This window comes from Mycobacterium venezuelense, from assembly GCF_054919535.1.
Genome location: NZ_JBONDW010000026.1, coordinates 16,585 through 29,134, shown reverse-complemented (window position 1 = coordinate 29,134; position 12,550 = coordinate 16,585). Strand labels below are relative to the sequence as shown.

The window sequence follows — 12,550 nt, the reverse complement described above, 5'->3', positions numbered from 1 at the left end:
CGTCAAGTAAACAGCCCCGCAGCGGGAGGAGTCCGATGAGCGCGCGAACGATGGTGGACGCCGCAAAAGTCCTGGCCGACCCGAAGGCGTACGCCGATGACGTGCGACTACATGCGGCGTTGACCCAGCTTCGCGCCGACAATCCGGTCGCGTGGGTCGACAACCCGCCCTACCGGCCGTTCTGGGCGATCACGAAACACGCCGACATCATGGCCATCGAGCGGGACAACAATCTGTTCGTCAGCGAGCCCCGCCCCCTTTTGGCGACCGCGGCCGCCGACGACATGGCCAAAGAGCAGTTGGAAGCCGGCATGGGCCTGCGGACGCTGATCCACATGGATGACCCGCACCATCGCAAGGTCCGCGCGATCGGCGCGGACTGGTTCCGCCCCAAGGCCATGCGTGATCTCAAGATCCGGGTCGACGAACTCGCCAAGCGGTACGTCGACCGCATGCGCGAGATCGGACCGGAATGCGACTTCGTCACCGAGATCGCCGTCCACTTTCCGCTTTACGTGATCATGTCGCTGCTGGGCCTGCCCGAGGAGGACTACGCCCGCATGCACATGCTGACCCAGGAGATGTTCGGCGGCGACGACGAGGAATACCAACGGGGCAAGTCACTTGAGGACGGGCTGGCGGTGCTGCTCGACTTCTTTGCCTACTTCTCGACGCTCACCGCGTCGCGCCGGGCCAACCCGACCGACGATCTGGCCTCGGCGATCGCCAACGGCCGTATCGACGGCGAGCCGTTGTCCGACGTCGATACCGCGTCGTACTACGTCATCGTCGCCAGCGCCGGCCACGACACCACCAAGGATGCGATCTCCGGCGGGTTGCACGCCCTCATCGAGAACCCCGGCGAGCTGGCGCAGCTCCGCTCTCAACCGGAGTTGATGGGCACCGCCGTGGAGGAGATGATCCGGTGGACCACTCCGGTCAAGGAGTTCATGCGGACCGCCACCGCCGACACCACCGTGCGCGGCGTGCCGATCGCCGAGGGTGAATCCGTCTACCTCGCTTACGTTTCCGGCAACCGCGACGAAGAGGTCTTCACAGATCCGTTCCGGTTCGATGTCGGCCGCGACCCCAACAAGCACCTCGCGTTCGGATACGGCGTGCATTTCTGCCTCGGTGCGGCACTGGCCCGCATGGAGATGAACAGTCTGTTCACCGAATTGCTGTCGCGGTTGGAGAGTATCGAATTGGCCGGCACCCCTGAGCTTTCGGCGACAACGTTCGTCGGCGGACTCAAACACCTGCCGATTCGTTATTCGCTTCGCTGACCGCTTGCGCTTCCGGCGGCTCGGCCCGGCGGTGGGTAGCCAGGAAACCATCCACCGCCGACCGCACACACGCGGAGTAGTCGAACTCCGGCAGCGTGCTGAGCTTGCCGAGCACGATGGGGCCGAGCAATAGGGCGGCGGCCTGCGTGCGGTCCACCGGCCCCAGTTCGGCTTGCGCGTCCGGGCTGTCGAATATCGCCTCGAACGGCACCGCGTACTGCTCGGCGACCCGCTCGCGCAACGTCCGCACCTCTTGGCTGTCGGACGCGCGCCACGGCAACTGCTCCATGTCGCCGCCCAGCGCGAGCCAGGACATCGCGGTGATGGTGATGGGCGCCTCGGCGATCAGCTCGGCCTGCGCCTGAACCATCGCGATCAGCCGATCGCGCAGCGTGCCGTCCTCCGGAGGCATCGGCGCCGCGGGGATGAGCGATCGAAATGCCGCCGCCAGCAAGTCATTTCCACTCGGAAAGTGCCGATACAGGGTGGCTCTGGCCACGTTGGCCGCCCGGGTGACCGCATCGACGGTGACCGCACTGGGGCCGCCCGACCGCAACAGGGCTGTCGCCGCTTCCAACAGCCGCGCCCGCGAGCGGGCCGGACGTGGGTCAGTGCTGCCCGGGGTCATCGTCCACCACCTCCGCCAAAGAAACAAGACTTACCGTCTCGGAAAGAGACTGTTAGTCTCAAAACTATCGCCTGACGAAGGAGCGCACAGCATGGCCGACGCTCTCGTCGAGTCAGCCCAGGATATAGATCCGGGCATGGCCGAACTGTCGGTACGACAGCGGTACTGGTTGCTGGCCGTTGCCTGCATGGATGTCTCGATCGTCATCTCCTCGATGGTGGCGCTCAATGCCGCGCTTCCCGACATCGCGCGCCAGACGTCAGCCACACAGGCACAACTCACATGGGTGATCGACGGTTACACCCTCGCGCTCGCGTGTCTGCTGCTACCGGCCGGTGCGATAGGCGACCGCTACGGCCGCCGCGGCGCGCTGCTGACCGGGCTCGTGGTCTTTACCCTCGCATCTGCGGCACCGCTGATCCTCGACAGCCCCGTCCAATTGATCGTGGCCCGCGCGATCGCCGGCGCGGGTGCCGCCTTCATCATGCCCGCAACCCTGTCGCTGCTCACCGCGGCGTTCCCAAAATCCGAGCGCAACAAGGCGGTTGGCATCTGGGCCGGGGTCGTCGGGTCGGGCGCGATCGTCGGATTCCTCGCCACCGGCGGTCTGCTGCACGTCTGGGCGTGGCAATCCATCTTCGTGACATTCACGATCGTGGGCGTGGCGATGTTCGTCCTCACGTGCACGGTGCCCTCTTCACGTGACGACGGCGCCGCGCCCCTGGACTGGATGGGCGCCCTGCTCATCGGAGCAGCGGTCGCGATCTTTGTCTTCGGTGTGGTCGAGGCTCCGGCGCGAGGCTGGGCCCACCCGATGGTGTGGGGGTGCATGGCCTGCGGGATAGCGCTGGCCGCTGTCTTCACGATCGTCCAGTTACGGCATGAGCATCCACTGTTGGATGTGCGCCTGTTCGGCAAGCCGGATTTCGCGACCGGTTCGGCAGGGGTGACGTTCCTGTTCTTCGCCAGTTTCGGCTTCTTCTTCGTGAGCATGCAGTACATCCAGCTCGTGATGGGTTACAGCCCGCTTCAAACGGCTTTTGCGTTGTGCCCCTTGGCAGTTCCGGTTCTGGTTCTGGGCGCCACCACACACCTGTACCTTCCGCTGCTTGGGCTGCGGCTGACGGCTTCGGTGGGGTTGCTGCTGATCGCGGTGGGTCTGCTGTGCATGCGGCTGCTCGAACTCGACTCGTCCTACTTCGATTTCGCGTGGCCGCTGCTGATCGTCAGTACCGGCATCGGATTGTGCACCGCACCAACGACTTCGGCGATCATGGGCGCGGTACCCGACGAGAAACAGGGAGTGGCTTCCGCAGTCAACGACACCACCCGTGAGGTCGGCGCGGCGTTGGGCATCGCCGTCGCCGGGTCTATTTTGGCCGCGCAATACCAGCACGTACTGAGGCCCGCGCTGACGTCAGCGCCCGAAGCCGTGCGCGGCCCCGCGCTGAACTCACTCGCCGAAGCCCTCACGGTGTCCGAGCACCTGGGCGCGCAGGGCGTACACCTTGCCGATCTGGCACGCGCCGCGTTCCTGGACGCGACGAACTCTGCGCTGTTGGTCATGGCAGTGGTGCTGGTCGTCGCGGCAACCCTCGTCGGCATCTGGGCCCCCGGCCGCGACGGGCGACAACTGCGATGGCTTCGCCGGATCAGCTCGCGATGAACTCAGCCGCCCGGTGACCGATCATCGCGATCGTGGCATGCGGACCCCGGCTCGTGATGGACGGCATGATCGACCCGTCAACCACCCACAGCCCGTCGATCCCGTGCACGCGACACGTCGGGTCGACCACGGCACCTGGCCCGGTGCCCATCGGGGCCGTGCCGGCCAGGTGCTGCGAAGTCGACCACGACATCCGACCGACTTCCACTGTGTGGCTCACCAATTCGCGAGCCAGCTCCGATCCGGCCCCCAGCGCGGCCACATCTTCGGGCGCCGTGTCATAGCGGTGCTCGATGATGGGCAGCGCCATCGGGTCGGCCGAGGCCAGCCGGACCCGGCCGCGCGAAGACGGCCGCATGAGGGCGACCCCGAGGTGTGGCACCTCGGCGGGGTCATGCTCCGGGCCGTGTACCAGCGCCGAAAATCCCGCGGTGTAGGGCCTGATCTCCACACCATCTGCCGTCGTGAGCACGGCCTCCAACGGCGGGAGGTCATGCGTAGGCGTCCAGGCGACCGGCAGCACCCACTCCGGATGGTCCACGGTCGCCATACCGACTGGCAACCCGGCGACGACGGGTATGCCGAGCTGCTCGATTTCGCCAGGCGGGCCGACGCCCGACAACATCAATAACTGTGCCGATCCGATCGCGCCGGCGCACAACACAATTCGCCCGGCACTCAGAATCTCGCCGTCAGCGCATTCGACACCGACCGCCTGTCCGCCTGCGATCAGCACCCGGTGCACCCGCGTATCGGTCAGCAGCACGAGGTTGGAGCGATGCAGCGCCGGCTGCAGATACGCCCCACCCGGGCCCAGTCGCGTACCGCCGTTGATGTTGAGCGGTACCGCACCTACCCCCGCTGGCAGCGTCGCCGCCGCGTCCGAACCGTTGAGGTCATCGATCCACTCAAACCCCGCGGCCGCGGCAGCATCAACGAAAGATGCTGTGCAACCGTCGAACTCACGCACCCGGCGAACCTTGATCGGCCCCTCGGTACCGTGCAGGGCCGTGTCGAAGTCCAAGTCCGTTTCGATCGCGCGGAAATGCGGCAGCACATCGTCCCAACTCCACCCGGCGACAGCCCACGCATCGAAGTCGGTCGGTAACCCGCGGCAGAAGTAGCCGCCGTTGACCGCTCCCGAGCCGCCGACGACCGACCCGCGGATCAGTTCGGTGTGCCGACGTGGCTGCTCGGTCAGTATGGAGGGATAGTGTCGTACCACCGAACTCGCGGCACCGATCGGAAGCCGCACCCCGTCGCTGATCTGAGCTGCCACCCGCGGGTCCGCCGGCGCCGGACCGGCTTCGACGACGGTGACACGGCAGCCTGGATCCGCCGAAAGGCGTTCGGCCAAAACCGATCCGGCGCTTCCGGCGCCGACGATCAATATGTCACTCGGCAACGGGGGCATTAGCTCCGCAGTTGCGGTTTGAGCGCGCCGAGATGGCGTTCGCGTACCACCCCGGTCCACAGGCCGGTCCCGTATGCGATGTCGTCGAGCCGCTTGAGCAGAACGTGGGTGAGCAGGCCGACCGGTTTGGTGTCGTCGTCTGCGTTGCCGCGCCGGGTGGCCCAGTCCACCACTCCATCGATCACTGCCGCCAGCAGCACCGCGTGGCGGGCCCGCCGGAAGATCAGTGCGGCGATCAGGGCGATCGGCCAGTAGTGCCTGCAGATCGCCGAACACAGCTGGAGCGCCGACGACCACAGCCCATGAGCGGCGACCACCGCGACTTCCTTCGGCTCGGTTTCGATCGCGCTGAGCGAGCGGGCGATGCGCCTGCCGGTGACGACGGCCACCACGAGGGACGCGAAGTAGCCCACGCAGGACCCCATGGCCAGCAGCAGCCACACCATCAGTGTCCAGCTGGAGATCACCAAAGGTGCCGTCTTACCCGGGTGGCGCACCGTCAGCGGAGCCGCCGACGAACCGTAAAATGCCTTGCGGGTGAACCACTTTCGCAGATCGGTTCGGTGGTCGTGGGCGACGAGAGCGATCGGTTCGTATCGCAGACGGGCGCCCGATTCGACGAATCGCCAGCACAGGTCCACGTCCTCACCCGAGTGCATCGTCTCGTCGAACCCGCCGACCGCCACGAGGGCAGACCTACGGCAGATGATGGCCGCGCTCGGCACATACGACACGGTCCCGTACGGCACCACGGGCGCCTCGCGCATGCCCAGGTCCAAGGAGGAGCGCACGGCCTCGTACCGGGCGACCAGGTTGTCGGCGTTGTGCAGGCCGACGATGCGGGGCGCGACGAGCGCCACGGCAGGGTCGCAGAAGTGACCGAGCAGCGCCTCGAGCCACCCTCGTTTCGGCACCACGTCGGAGTCGAGAAATGCCACGAAATCGGTCTCGCATGCCGCCAGGCCGGTGTTGCGGGCGGCCGCGGGCCCGTTGCTGCGGCTGTGTCGCAGCACCTGCACGTCGCAGTGCATACCGGTGAAGTCGGCGGGTGACACCGGTATCGCCGACCCGTCGTCGACCACGATCACACGCAACCCGCGCAAGGCTCCGATCAATCGGTGCAGCCCGGATACGTTGTCGCGCACCGGGATAACAACCGTGACGTCGCGGTGCGACGGTCCACTGGCCGGCCGGGGGTGGGCGACGGTGGCGTCGAGCAAGGTCCGCGCGAGCTGTGCGCTGAGCGCGTCGTGCACTTCGAGGCGACCGCCGTTGAGCATGTTCTGCGCCGTCGGCGCGAGCCTCAGCAAGCGCGTCGGGGACCCTCCGAGCAACGCCGCGCCCTCCCCGAGCACCTTGACTCGGCGATCCACCTGCACGGCAAAACCGTCGGGCAGTCTCGGTCCGGTCATATCAGCATCCCGTTCCGGTCGGGCTGCCACCGCATGATCCGGTCGGCGCAGCCGTTGACCATCTCAGCGAAGATACGCTCCCCCTCGGCCGCCGTGGCAGTCGTCGGATCGCCCAGCACGCCGAGTTCGCTGACGGCCGCGATTCCGCCGCTGCGGAGACGCGGCATGAGCTCGGGCAATGGAGCGGTGTTCCCCTGGACGAGCTCATCGGTCCATACATCACCGGGTGAAATATGTAGCAATACAGATGTTTCGGTATGCCCCGCATGTGCATCGGCGTCGAGCGCGCTGCACGACGTCCAGCCGACGTCGCGCCCCTCGTATCGAAGCAGGGCGACCGCAGCCGCCAATGCCTCCACGTTTCCGCCGTGACCGTTGAGGAAGACCAGCCGCGACGCCCAGTTCGACGCCGACCGGCCGTACTCCACCAGCAAAAGCCGGAGTGCAGCGGTTCCGATGGACACCGTGCCGGGAAAACCCTGGTGCTCGCCGCTGGCCCCGTAACTGACCGCAGGTGCCACGATCCATTCGCCACCGGCAAGCCGCTCGACGACGCCGCTGCTGACCGCGGTGGCGATCCGTGTGTCGGTGTCCAGCGGCAAGTGCGGACCGTGCTGTTCGGTAGAACCAACCGGGATGACCAACATTGGCGACAGGCTTCGTAGCTGCCTCGACGTCGAGTTCCCGAGTCCGCTGGGGAAAGCCACGTGCCGATGGTAAGACGAATTCATCTGGTGTGCGCCAATTGTTGGAGCATGGGCAGCAATTGATTTTCCGGAATTTCTCCTGGGACCGCCCGGCACCACCACGTGTGTCCCTTCCGCCACCCCTGTCACGCGGGGCGAAATGTGCCGGGCGGTTCCGATCAGGAGCCCGACGCGGGTGGCACACCCAGCGTACGGGTGAATCCCTCCGGCACGAGGATGTCCTCGGCCACCAGATCATGGATCGACGAACGGCCCAGGCCCATGAGTGCCGAGTCGATCCCGCCGCGCAGGATGTCGAGCACATTCTCAACCCCGGCCTGCCCCTCGGCGGCCAGGCCCCACAGGTACGCCCGGCCGATCATGACCGCCCTCGCACCCAGCGCCACGGCCTTGACCACGTCACTGCCGCGCCGGATACCGCCGTCGAGCAACACCTCGATCTGGTCGCCGACCGCGTCGGCGATCGCGGGCAGAGCACGGATCGATGCCGGGGTGCCGTCGAGGTTGTTACCGCCGTGGTTCGATACGGAGATCGCCGAAACACCAGCGTCAACAGCACGTTTGGCATCGTCGACGCGCATCACGCCCTTGAGCATGAACTGCCCGCCCCACAGCTCGCGCAGCCAGGCGATATCTTCCCAGGTGGGCGGCGGGGTGCCCATCCACTCGCCGTAGGCGTTGAAGAACGGCGGACCCGCCTCACCGCGCGCGGCCTGGTTGGGCACCCGCAGATTCGGCGGACGCAAGGTCTTGCCCCATTGCCAGAGCCACCGCGGCTTGGTCACCGCCTCGGGCATCATCTTGATCATGGTCGGCAGATCCATCTTCTCGGGGATCTTCGGGCTGCCCCAGTCCCGGCCGTGCGAGAAGCTCCAGTCGGTCGTAACGATCAGCCCGACCGCTCCCGCGGCGCGCGCCCGCTCGGCGCGGGCCGCGATCGCGTCGCGATCTCCGAGCCAGTAGATCTGGAAGAAGATCTTGTCGTTGACTGCCACGACGTCTTCGATCGGCTTGCTGGCAAACGATGAAAGACCCATCGCCGTGCCGCGGGCCGCGGCCGCCCTGGCAACCGCGACCTCGCCGTCGGGATGCACGGCCTGCACGCCCGTCGGCGAGATGATCACCGGCATCGAAATCTGTTGGCCCATCACGGTGGTGGCCATGTCCCGCTTCTCCGGAGCACCGATGACGTGCGGCGCGAAGCCGAGTTCGGCGAACGACTCGACATTGTCGGAGACCGTGATGCCCTTCTCACTGGCCGCGAGCAGCGCGGAGTAGGCCGACTTGGGCAACCGCTTGCGTGCGCGTTGCTGCGCGATCGCGACGGTCTCGAACCAGGTATCTCGTGCCATGGGTCTACACCGGACTTTCGTTACAGAATCGGGCCGGGGGTTTGGTCAGCAGCTTCAGCGCCACCGGACCCTGTTTGGTACCCCGGGAATGGTCGCCGCTGGGCTTGGGCTTCACCCGCTCCTGTGCGAGCGCAGGCGCACCCCAGCCCTCGACGCACTCGGGGTCGGGGCCGTCCAGTGGCAAACCGGTGAAGAACTTGGCCGCCATGCACCCGCCACGGCAGCTGTCGTAGTGCGCGCAGCTACTGCAGGCACCGGCCGACTGCGGCTCACGGAGTTCGCGGAACAGTGGCGAGTACTTCCATACACTCGCGAACCCGGAGCCGAAGCCACTGTCCTGCAGTATGTTTCCGGCGAGGAACTTGTCGTGGATGGCGAACGGGCACGCATAGACATCACCGACGGGGTCGATGAGACAGACCACGCGCCCGGCACCACACAGGTTCAGCCCGGCGAGTGCGCCCGGCGCACCCAGGCCCGACAGATGGAAGAACGAGTCGCCCGTGAGCACCCCGTCGCCTTTGGCGACCAGCCAGTCATACAGCTGACGCTGCTGATCGGCGGTCGGGTGAAGTTCGTCCCAGGTATCGGCGCCACGGCCGGACGGCCGCAGCCGCGTGATGCGCAGCGTGGCACCGTAACGCGCTGCCAGCGCGGCGAATTCGTCGAGTTGGTCGACGTTGTGGCGCGTGACGACCACCGAAATCTTGGCGTCCTTGAACCCCGCGTTGCTCAGGTTCTCCAGCGCGCGTACCGCCATGTCGAACGAGCCTTTGCCGCGAACGGCGTCGTTGACTTCTGCGTTCGCGCCGTCGAGCGAGATCTGGACGTCGACGTAGTCACTCGCGGCCAGCTTCGCGGCTACCTCGGGGGTGATACGGACGCCGTTGGTGGAGAACTTGACCCCGACATGGTGTGCGGTGGCGTAGTCGACGAGCTCCCAGAAGTCCGGGCGCACAGTGGGTTCCCCGCCGCCGATGTTCACGTAGAACACCTGCATGCGTTCGAGTTCGTCGATGATGTCCTTGCACTGCTGCGTCGAAAGTTCACGCGGGTCGCGCTTTCCAGACGAGGACAGGCAGTGCACGCAAGCGAGGTTGCATGCATAGGTGAGTTCCCACGTCAGGCAGATCGGCGCGTCGAGACCACGCTCGAACTGCTCTACGAGCCGCGGCACGGGCTGAACAGAAGTCATTGGCTTTTCCCGGGTATGAGCATCTTCGAGGAGACCAGCACGCTCAGCGCGTGCAGGTAGGGGGCTTGGTTGGCATCGTCGATTCCGGCGGCCCGGCAGGCCGAGCGGGCGTCGGGGTGGTCGGCAAGCGAATTGACCACCTCGACGACCGTCCGGTTCTTCAGGAACGACAGCTTGCGAGTTCCGAAGTGGTACAGCAGGGCGCCGAACGGCTCGGGCCGCACCGCCACCTGGGGGTGCAACCGCCAGCTGGCATCCGGGTCGAACACGACGCCCGTTTGATCAGCCGTGTCGACGACCTGTGCAGCCACGGTCAGTAAACCCCGCACATACCGTCGATCGAAACCTCTTCGACGAGAGTCTCGGTGACGAGCTCGGTCTCGGTCTCGGCGTGCTGATTCGTTTCCATAAACGCTCCCTTTCGTCGCGTAGGGTCTCGACAATTGTGATCGAGATCGCAAGGATATGGCATCGAGTGCCAGAATGGAAGAGGTGGATCTGATGCAGGGATCCGGGCCCCGAGTGGGACGGCGCCGCTCCACGACTCAGGACCACATCGCCGGCGTGGCCATCGAACTGTTCGCGGCACGCGGGTTCGACGACGTCAGCGTCGACGACGTGGCGACCGCGGCGGGCATATCGCGGCGCACGCTGTTCCGGTACTACGCCTCCAAGAGCGCCATACCGTGGGGCGACTTCGACGCCCATCTGCAACACCTGCGCGAACTACTGGCCACCCTGAGCCCGCAGATATCACTGGGCGAGGCACTGCGCGAAGCCCTGCTCGCATTCAACACCTACGCCGAGCACGAGATGGCAGAACACCGCCAGCGCATGCGAGTAATCCTGGAAACCGAAGCACTGCAAGCCTATTCGATGACGATGTATGCCGGCTGGCGCGCTGTGATCGCCAGCTACGTGGCGCATCGCATCGGTGCCGAAGGCAGCGATCTTCTGCCGCAGACCGTTGCGTGGCTGATGCTCGGAGTCGCCTTGTCGGCCTACGAACAGTGGCTCGCCGACGATTCGGTCTCGTTGACCGACGCCATCGCGCAAGCCTTCGAGATCGCGCGGCCGGGCCTGGATGCGCTGGACAATCCGTGAGCGATCGACTGATCAGTTCGTTCGACGTGCAGGCACGCGCGTGCGCAGCCCTGGGTTCACCGATGTACGCCGAGTTGCTGGAGCTCGTGCTCGACGACATCCGATCGTCAGGGATCTTCGCCGAGGTGCTGGCCGGACACGAGGACGACCCCGGACCGTCGGGCCTGGCCCTACGCCTGCTCGGCGGGCTGCACCATCTGGTGCTCGACGGACGCGCGCCCACACTCGCGGCGTGGTACCCCAGCGTCGGGGGCACTTGGGACGCCACCGCAGCGTGGCCCGAGATCCTCGCGACGACGCGGCGCCACACCCGATATCTGCGCACGATGCTCGACCAGCCGCCCCAGACCAACGATGTCGGCAGATCGGCCGCGCTGATCGGCGGGCTGCTGCACCTCGTGGACCGATTCCCGCTTCCGGTACGGCTTTTCGAGATCGGCTCGAGCGCGGGCCTCAACCTGCGCGCCGATCACTTCTTCTACCGCTACCCCGGCGGCCAATGGGGCCCCGCCGATTCGCGGGTCGTCATCGACGATGCGTGGCGCGGTGCCCTGCCGCCACCGGCACCGCTGCTGATCACGCAACGCCACGGCTTCGATATCGCACCCGTCGACGCACGCACCGAGGACGGCAGAATCACCCTGCTCAGCTACGTCTGGCCGGATATGACCGCGAGGCTGCATCGGCTCATCGGCGCCATCGACATCGCCCGAAGGGTTCCGGCCGGCATCGACCGCATGCCCGCGGTGCAGGCGGTCTCGCGGCTACGGCCGGCTCGCGGGACATTGACCGTGCTGTGGCACTCCGTCACCTGGCAATACCTCAGCGCAGCCGAACAGCAAGCCGTCGAAACTCGCCTGAACGTCCTCGGGTCGGCCGCCACGGCAGACACCCCGTTCGCGAGGCTCACGCTCGAACCGCAGCGCCGAGCACCGGGAGCAGCGCACGAGTTCTTGATCCGCGCGCGGTACTGGCCGGACGGCACCGAGAGGATCCTGGGTGCCTGCGCACCGCACGGCCCGCCCGTGCATTGGGAATGACTACCACGCACAAGCCAGCGCCGACGGAGTCGTCGGACTCAGCGGCTCGGTCAGCATGATCGGCGCCTGCGCCATGAAACGTGGTGTGTCACCGCGGTGCTCGTCGGCCGCGTGCACCGTGAACGGGTGCACGAGATACATGTCGCCAGGGCGGCCCGTGACAAGGGCGACCGGCCGGGCGGCACTCGCGTCGTCCACCAACTTGCCGGAGTCGGCGAACTCGACCCGCTCCTCGCCGAGTACAGCGGCGACGTCTCGGTGCGAACCCACCCTGACGCGCGTCGGCGCGTCGTCGGGTCCCACCTCCGACAACAGCGTCAACAGCAGCATCGTGTGCGGCCTGCCGCTGATGACCCAATGCTCGGGAGTAACCGGTGTGTTGAGGTCGATGTGCCAGCCCCGGTCTTCGGCAGGCGGCGAGACCGGGAACCGGATCGGGATGTTGCCGAGCGCACGCCGTGGCACCCAGCCGCCCGGCCCGCAAATTCGATCGAGAGCAGCCGTTAGCACCGGGCTGCCGGCGAGCCGACCGAAGGGCCCCTGACCGGTCAGATCGGCCGCCCACACCACAGGCTGGGTCCAGGCTGCGGGTTCATCCGGCGACAACCCGATCTGCTTCCACAGGAGATCTCTTGCCGCGTCGGCGGTCTCGGCCGGAGCTGCCTGCTCGACCTTGACAAATCCGTCGCGGGTGAATTCGTTGACGTCGATCACTTTCACCACATTGGCCTATCCAGGTTGGGCAA

13 protein-coding genes are annotated in these 12,550 nt (G+C 66.5%); 4 read left to right on the top strand and 9 right to left on the bottom strand.

All coding sequences use genetic code 11. From position 1 onward, the window contains the following. The first annotated feature begins 35 nt into the window (after positions 1-35). Positions 36-1,286, top strand: a complete 1,251-nt coding sequence (locus tag ACRCUN_RS30375; RefSeq protein WP_462145333.1) for a cytochrome P450 — start codon at positions 36-38, stop codon at positions 1,284-1,286. On the opposite strand, the gene ACRCUN_RS30370 is transcribed toward ACRCUN_RS30375, so the two are convergent. Beyond that, on the bottom strand, positions 1,252-1,914 hold the full coding sequence (locus ACRCUN_RS30370; protein WP_462145332.1) for a TetR/AcrR family transcriptional regulator: 663 nt from the start codon (positions 1,912-1,914) through the stop codon (positions 1,252-1,254). The two genes, ACRCUN_RS30375 and ACRCUN_RS30370, sit on opposite strands and share 35 nt — an antisense overlap. 91 nt (positions 1,915-2,005) lie before the next feature. Between ACRCUN_RS30370 and ACRCUN_RS30365 the strand changes: the two genes are divergently transcribed. Beyond that, complete coding sequence (locus ACRCUN_RS30365) at positions 2,006-3,580, top strand: MFS transporter (protein ID WP_462145331.1); 1,575 nt, start codon at positions 2,006-2,008, stop codon at positions 3,578-3,580. Here the strand turns inward: ACRCUN_RS30365 and mftG are convergent. From mftG to mftA, 7 genes are all read right to left on the bottom strand, one after another. Continuing rightward, positions 3,567-4,994 carry a mycofactocin dehydrogenase MftG gene (mftG, locus tag ACRCUN_RS30360; protein WP_462145330.1) on the bottom strand — a complete coding sequence of 476 codons (1,428 nt, stop codon included), beginning with the start codon at positions 4,992-4,994 and terminating at the stop codon, positions 3,567-3,569. The genes ACRCUN_RS30365 and mftG overlap by 14 nt on opposite strands. After that, complete coding sequence (gene mftF, locus ACRCUN_RS30355; RefSeq protein WP_462145329.1) at positions 4,994-6,406, bottom strand: mycofactocin biosynthesis glycosyltransferase MftF; 1,413 nt, start codon at positions 6,404-6,406, stop codon at positions 4,994-4,996. Before mftF ends, mftG begins: the two co-directional genes overlap by 1 nt. After that, positions 6,403-7,137, bottom strand: a complete 735-nt coding sequence (mftE, locus tag ACRCUN_RS30350) for a mycofactocin biosynthesis peptidyl-dipeptidase MftE (protein ID WP_462145328.1) — start codon at positions 7,135-7,137, stop codon at positions 6,403-6,405. Before mftE ends, mftF begins: the two co-directional genes overlap by 4 nt. A gap of 134 nt (positions 7,138-7,271) precedes the next feature. Next, positions 7,272-8,465, bottom strand: a complete 1,194-nt coding sequence (gene mftD / locus ACRCUN_RS30345) for a pre-mycofactocin synthase MftD (protein WP_462145327.1) — start codon at positions 8,463-8,465, stop codon at positions 7,272-7,274. A 4-nt stretch (positions 8,466-8,469) separates the two neighbouring features. After that, a complete protein-coding gene (gene mftC / locus ACRCUN_RS30340; protein ID WP_462145326.1) occupies positions 8,470-9,660 on the bottom strand; it encodes a mycofactocin radical SAM maturase in 1,191 nt (396 codons plus the stop codon). Then, positions 9,657-9,971, bottom strand: a complete 315-nt coding sequence (gene mftB, locus ACRCUN_RS30335; RefSeq protein WP_462145325.1) for a mycofactocin biosynthesis chaperone MftB — start codon at positions 9,969-9,971, stop codon at positions 9,657-9,659. The genes mftC and mftB overlap by 4 nt, the downstream gene beginning before the upstream one ends. 2 nt (positions 9,972-9,973) lie before the next feature. Beyond that, a complete protein-coding gene (mftA, locus tag ACRCUN_RS30330) occupies positions 9,974-10,069 on the bottom strand; it encodes a mycofactocin precursor MftA (RefSeq protein WP_084356358.1) in 96 nt (31 codons plus the stop codon). A gap of 92 nt (positions 10,070-10,161) precedes the next feature. Here mftA and mftR point away from each other — a divergent pair, with 92 nt between their 5' ends. Together mftR and ACRCUN_RS30320 are read left to right on the top strand one after the other, a co-directional pair. Continuing rightward, positions 10,162-10,764 carry a mycofactocin system transcriptional regulator MftR gene (gene mftR / locus ACRCUN_RS30325; protein ID WP_462145376.1) on the top strand — a complete coding sequence of 201 codons (603 nt, stop codon included), beginning with the start codon at positions 10,162-10,164 and terminating at the stop codon, positions 10,762-10,764. Then, on the top strand, positions 10,761-11,804 hold the full coding sequence (locus tag ACRCUN_RS30320; RefSeq protein ID WP_462145324.1) for a DUF2332 domain-containing protein: 1,044 nt from the start codon (positions 10,761-10,763) through the stop codon (positions 11,802-11,804). Before mftR ends, ACRCUN_RS30320 begins: the two co-directional genes overlap by 4 nt. Here ACRCUN_RS30320 and ACRCUN_RS30315 read toward each other — a convergent pair whose 3' ends face one another. Then, entirely contained in the window at positions 11,805-12,518 is a 714-nt protein-coding gene (locus ACRCUN_RS30315; protein WP_462145323.1) for a phytanoyl-CoA dioxygenase family protein, read from the bottom strand. Between the last annotated feature and the right edge of the window lie 32 nt (positions 12,519-12,550).

Excerpts from the sequence above, each read along its gene's own strand:
- ACRCUN_RS30375 (WP_462145333.1), top strand. The coding sequence starts at position 36 with ATGAGCGCGCGAACGATGGTGGACGCCGCAAAAGTCCTGGCCGACCCG.
- ACRCUN_RS30370 (WP_462145332.1), bottom strand. The coding sequence starts at position 1,914 with ATGACCCCGGGCAGCACTGACCCACGTCCGGCCCGCTCGCGGGCGCGG.
- ACRCUN_RS30365 (WP_462145331.1), top strand. The coding sequence starts at position 2,006 with ATGGCCGACGCTCTCGTCGAGTCAGCCCAGGATATAGATCCGGGCATG.
- mftG (WP_462145330.1), bottom strand. The coding sequence starts at position 4,994 with ATGCCCCCGTTGCCGAGTGACATATTGATCGTCGGCGCCGGAAGCGCC.
- mftF (WP_462145329.1), bottom strand. The coding sequence starts at position 6,406 with ATGACCGGACCGAGACTGCCCGACGGTTTTGCCGTGCAGGTGGATCGC.
- mftE (WP_462145328.1), bottom strand. The coding sequence starts at position 7,137 with ATGAATTCGTCTTACCATCGGCACGTGGCTTTCCCCAGCGGACTCGGG.
- mftD (WP_462145327.1), bottom strand. The coding sequence starts at position 8,465 with ATGGCACGAGATACCTGGTTCGAGACCGTCGCGATCGCGCAGCAACGC.
- mftC (WP_462145326.1), bottom strand. The coding sequence starts at position 9,660 with ATGACTTCTGTTCAGCCCGTGCCGCGGCTCGTAGAGCAGTTCGAGCGT.
- mftA (WP_084356358.1), bottom strand. The coding sequence starts at position 10,069 with ATGGAAACGAATCAGCACGCCGAGACCGAGACCGAGCTCGTCACCGAG.
- mftR (WP_462145376.1), top strand. The coding sequence starts at position 10,162 with ATGCAGGGATCCGGGCCCCGAGTGGGACGGCGCCGCTCCACGACTCAG.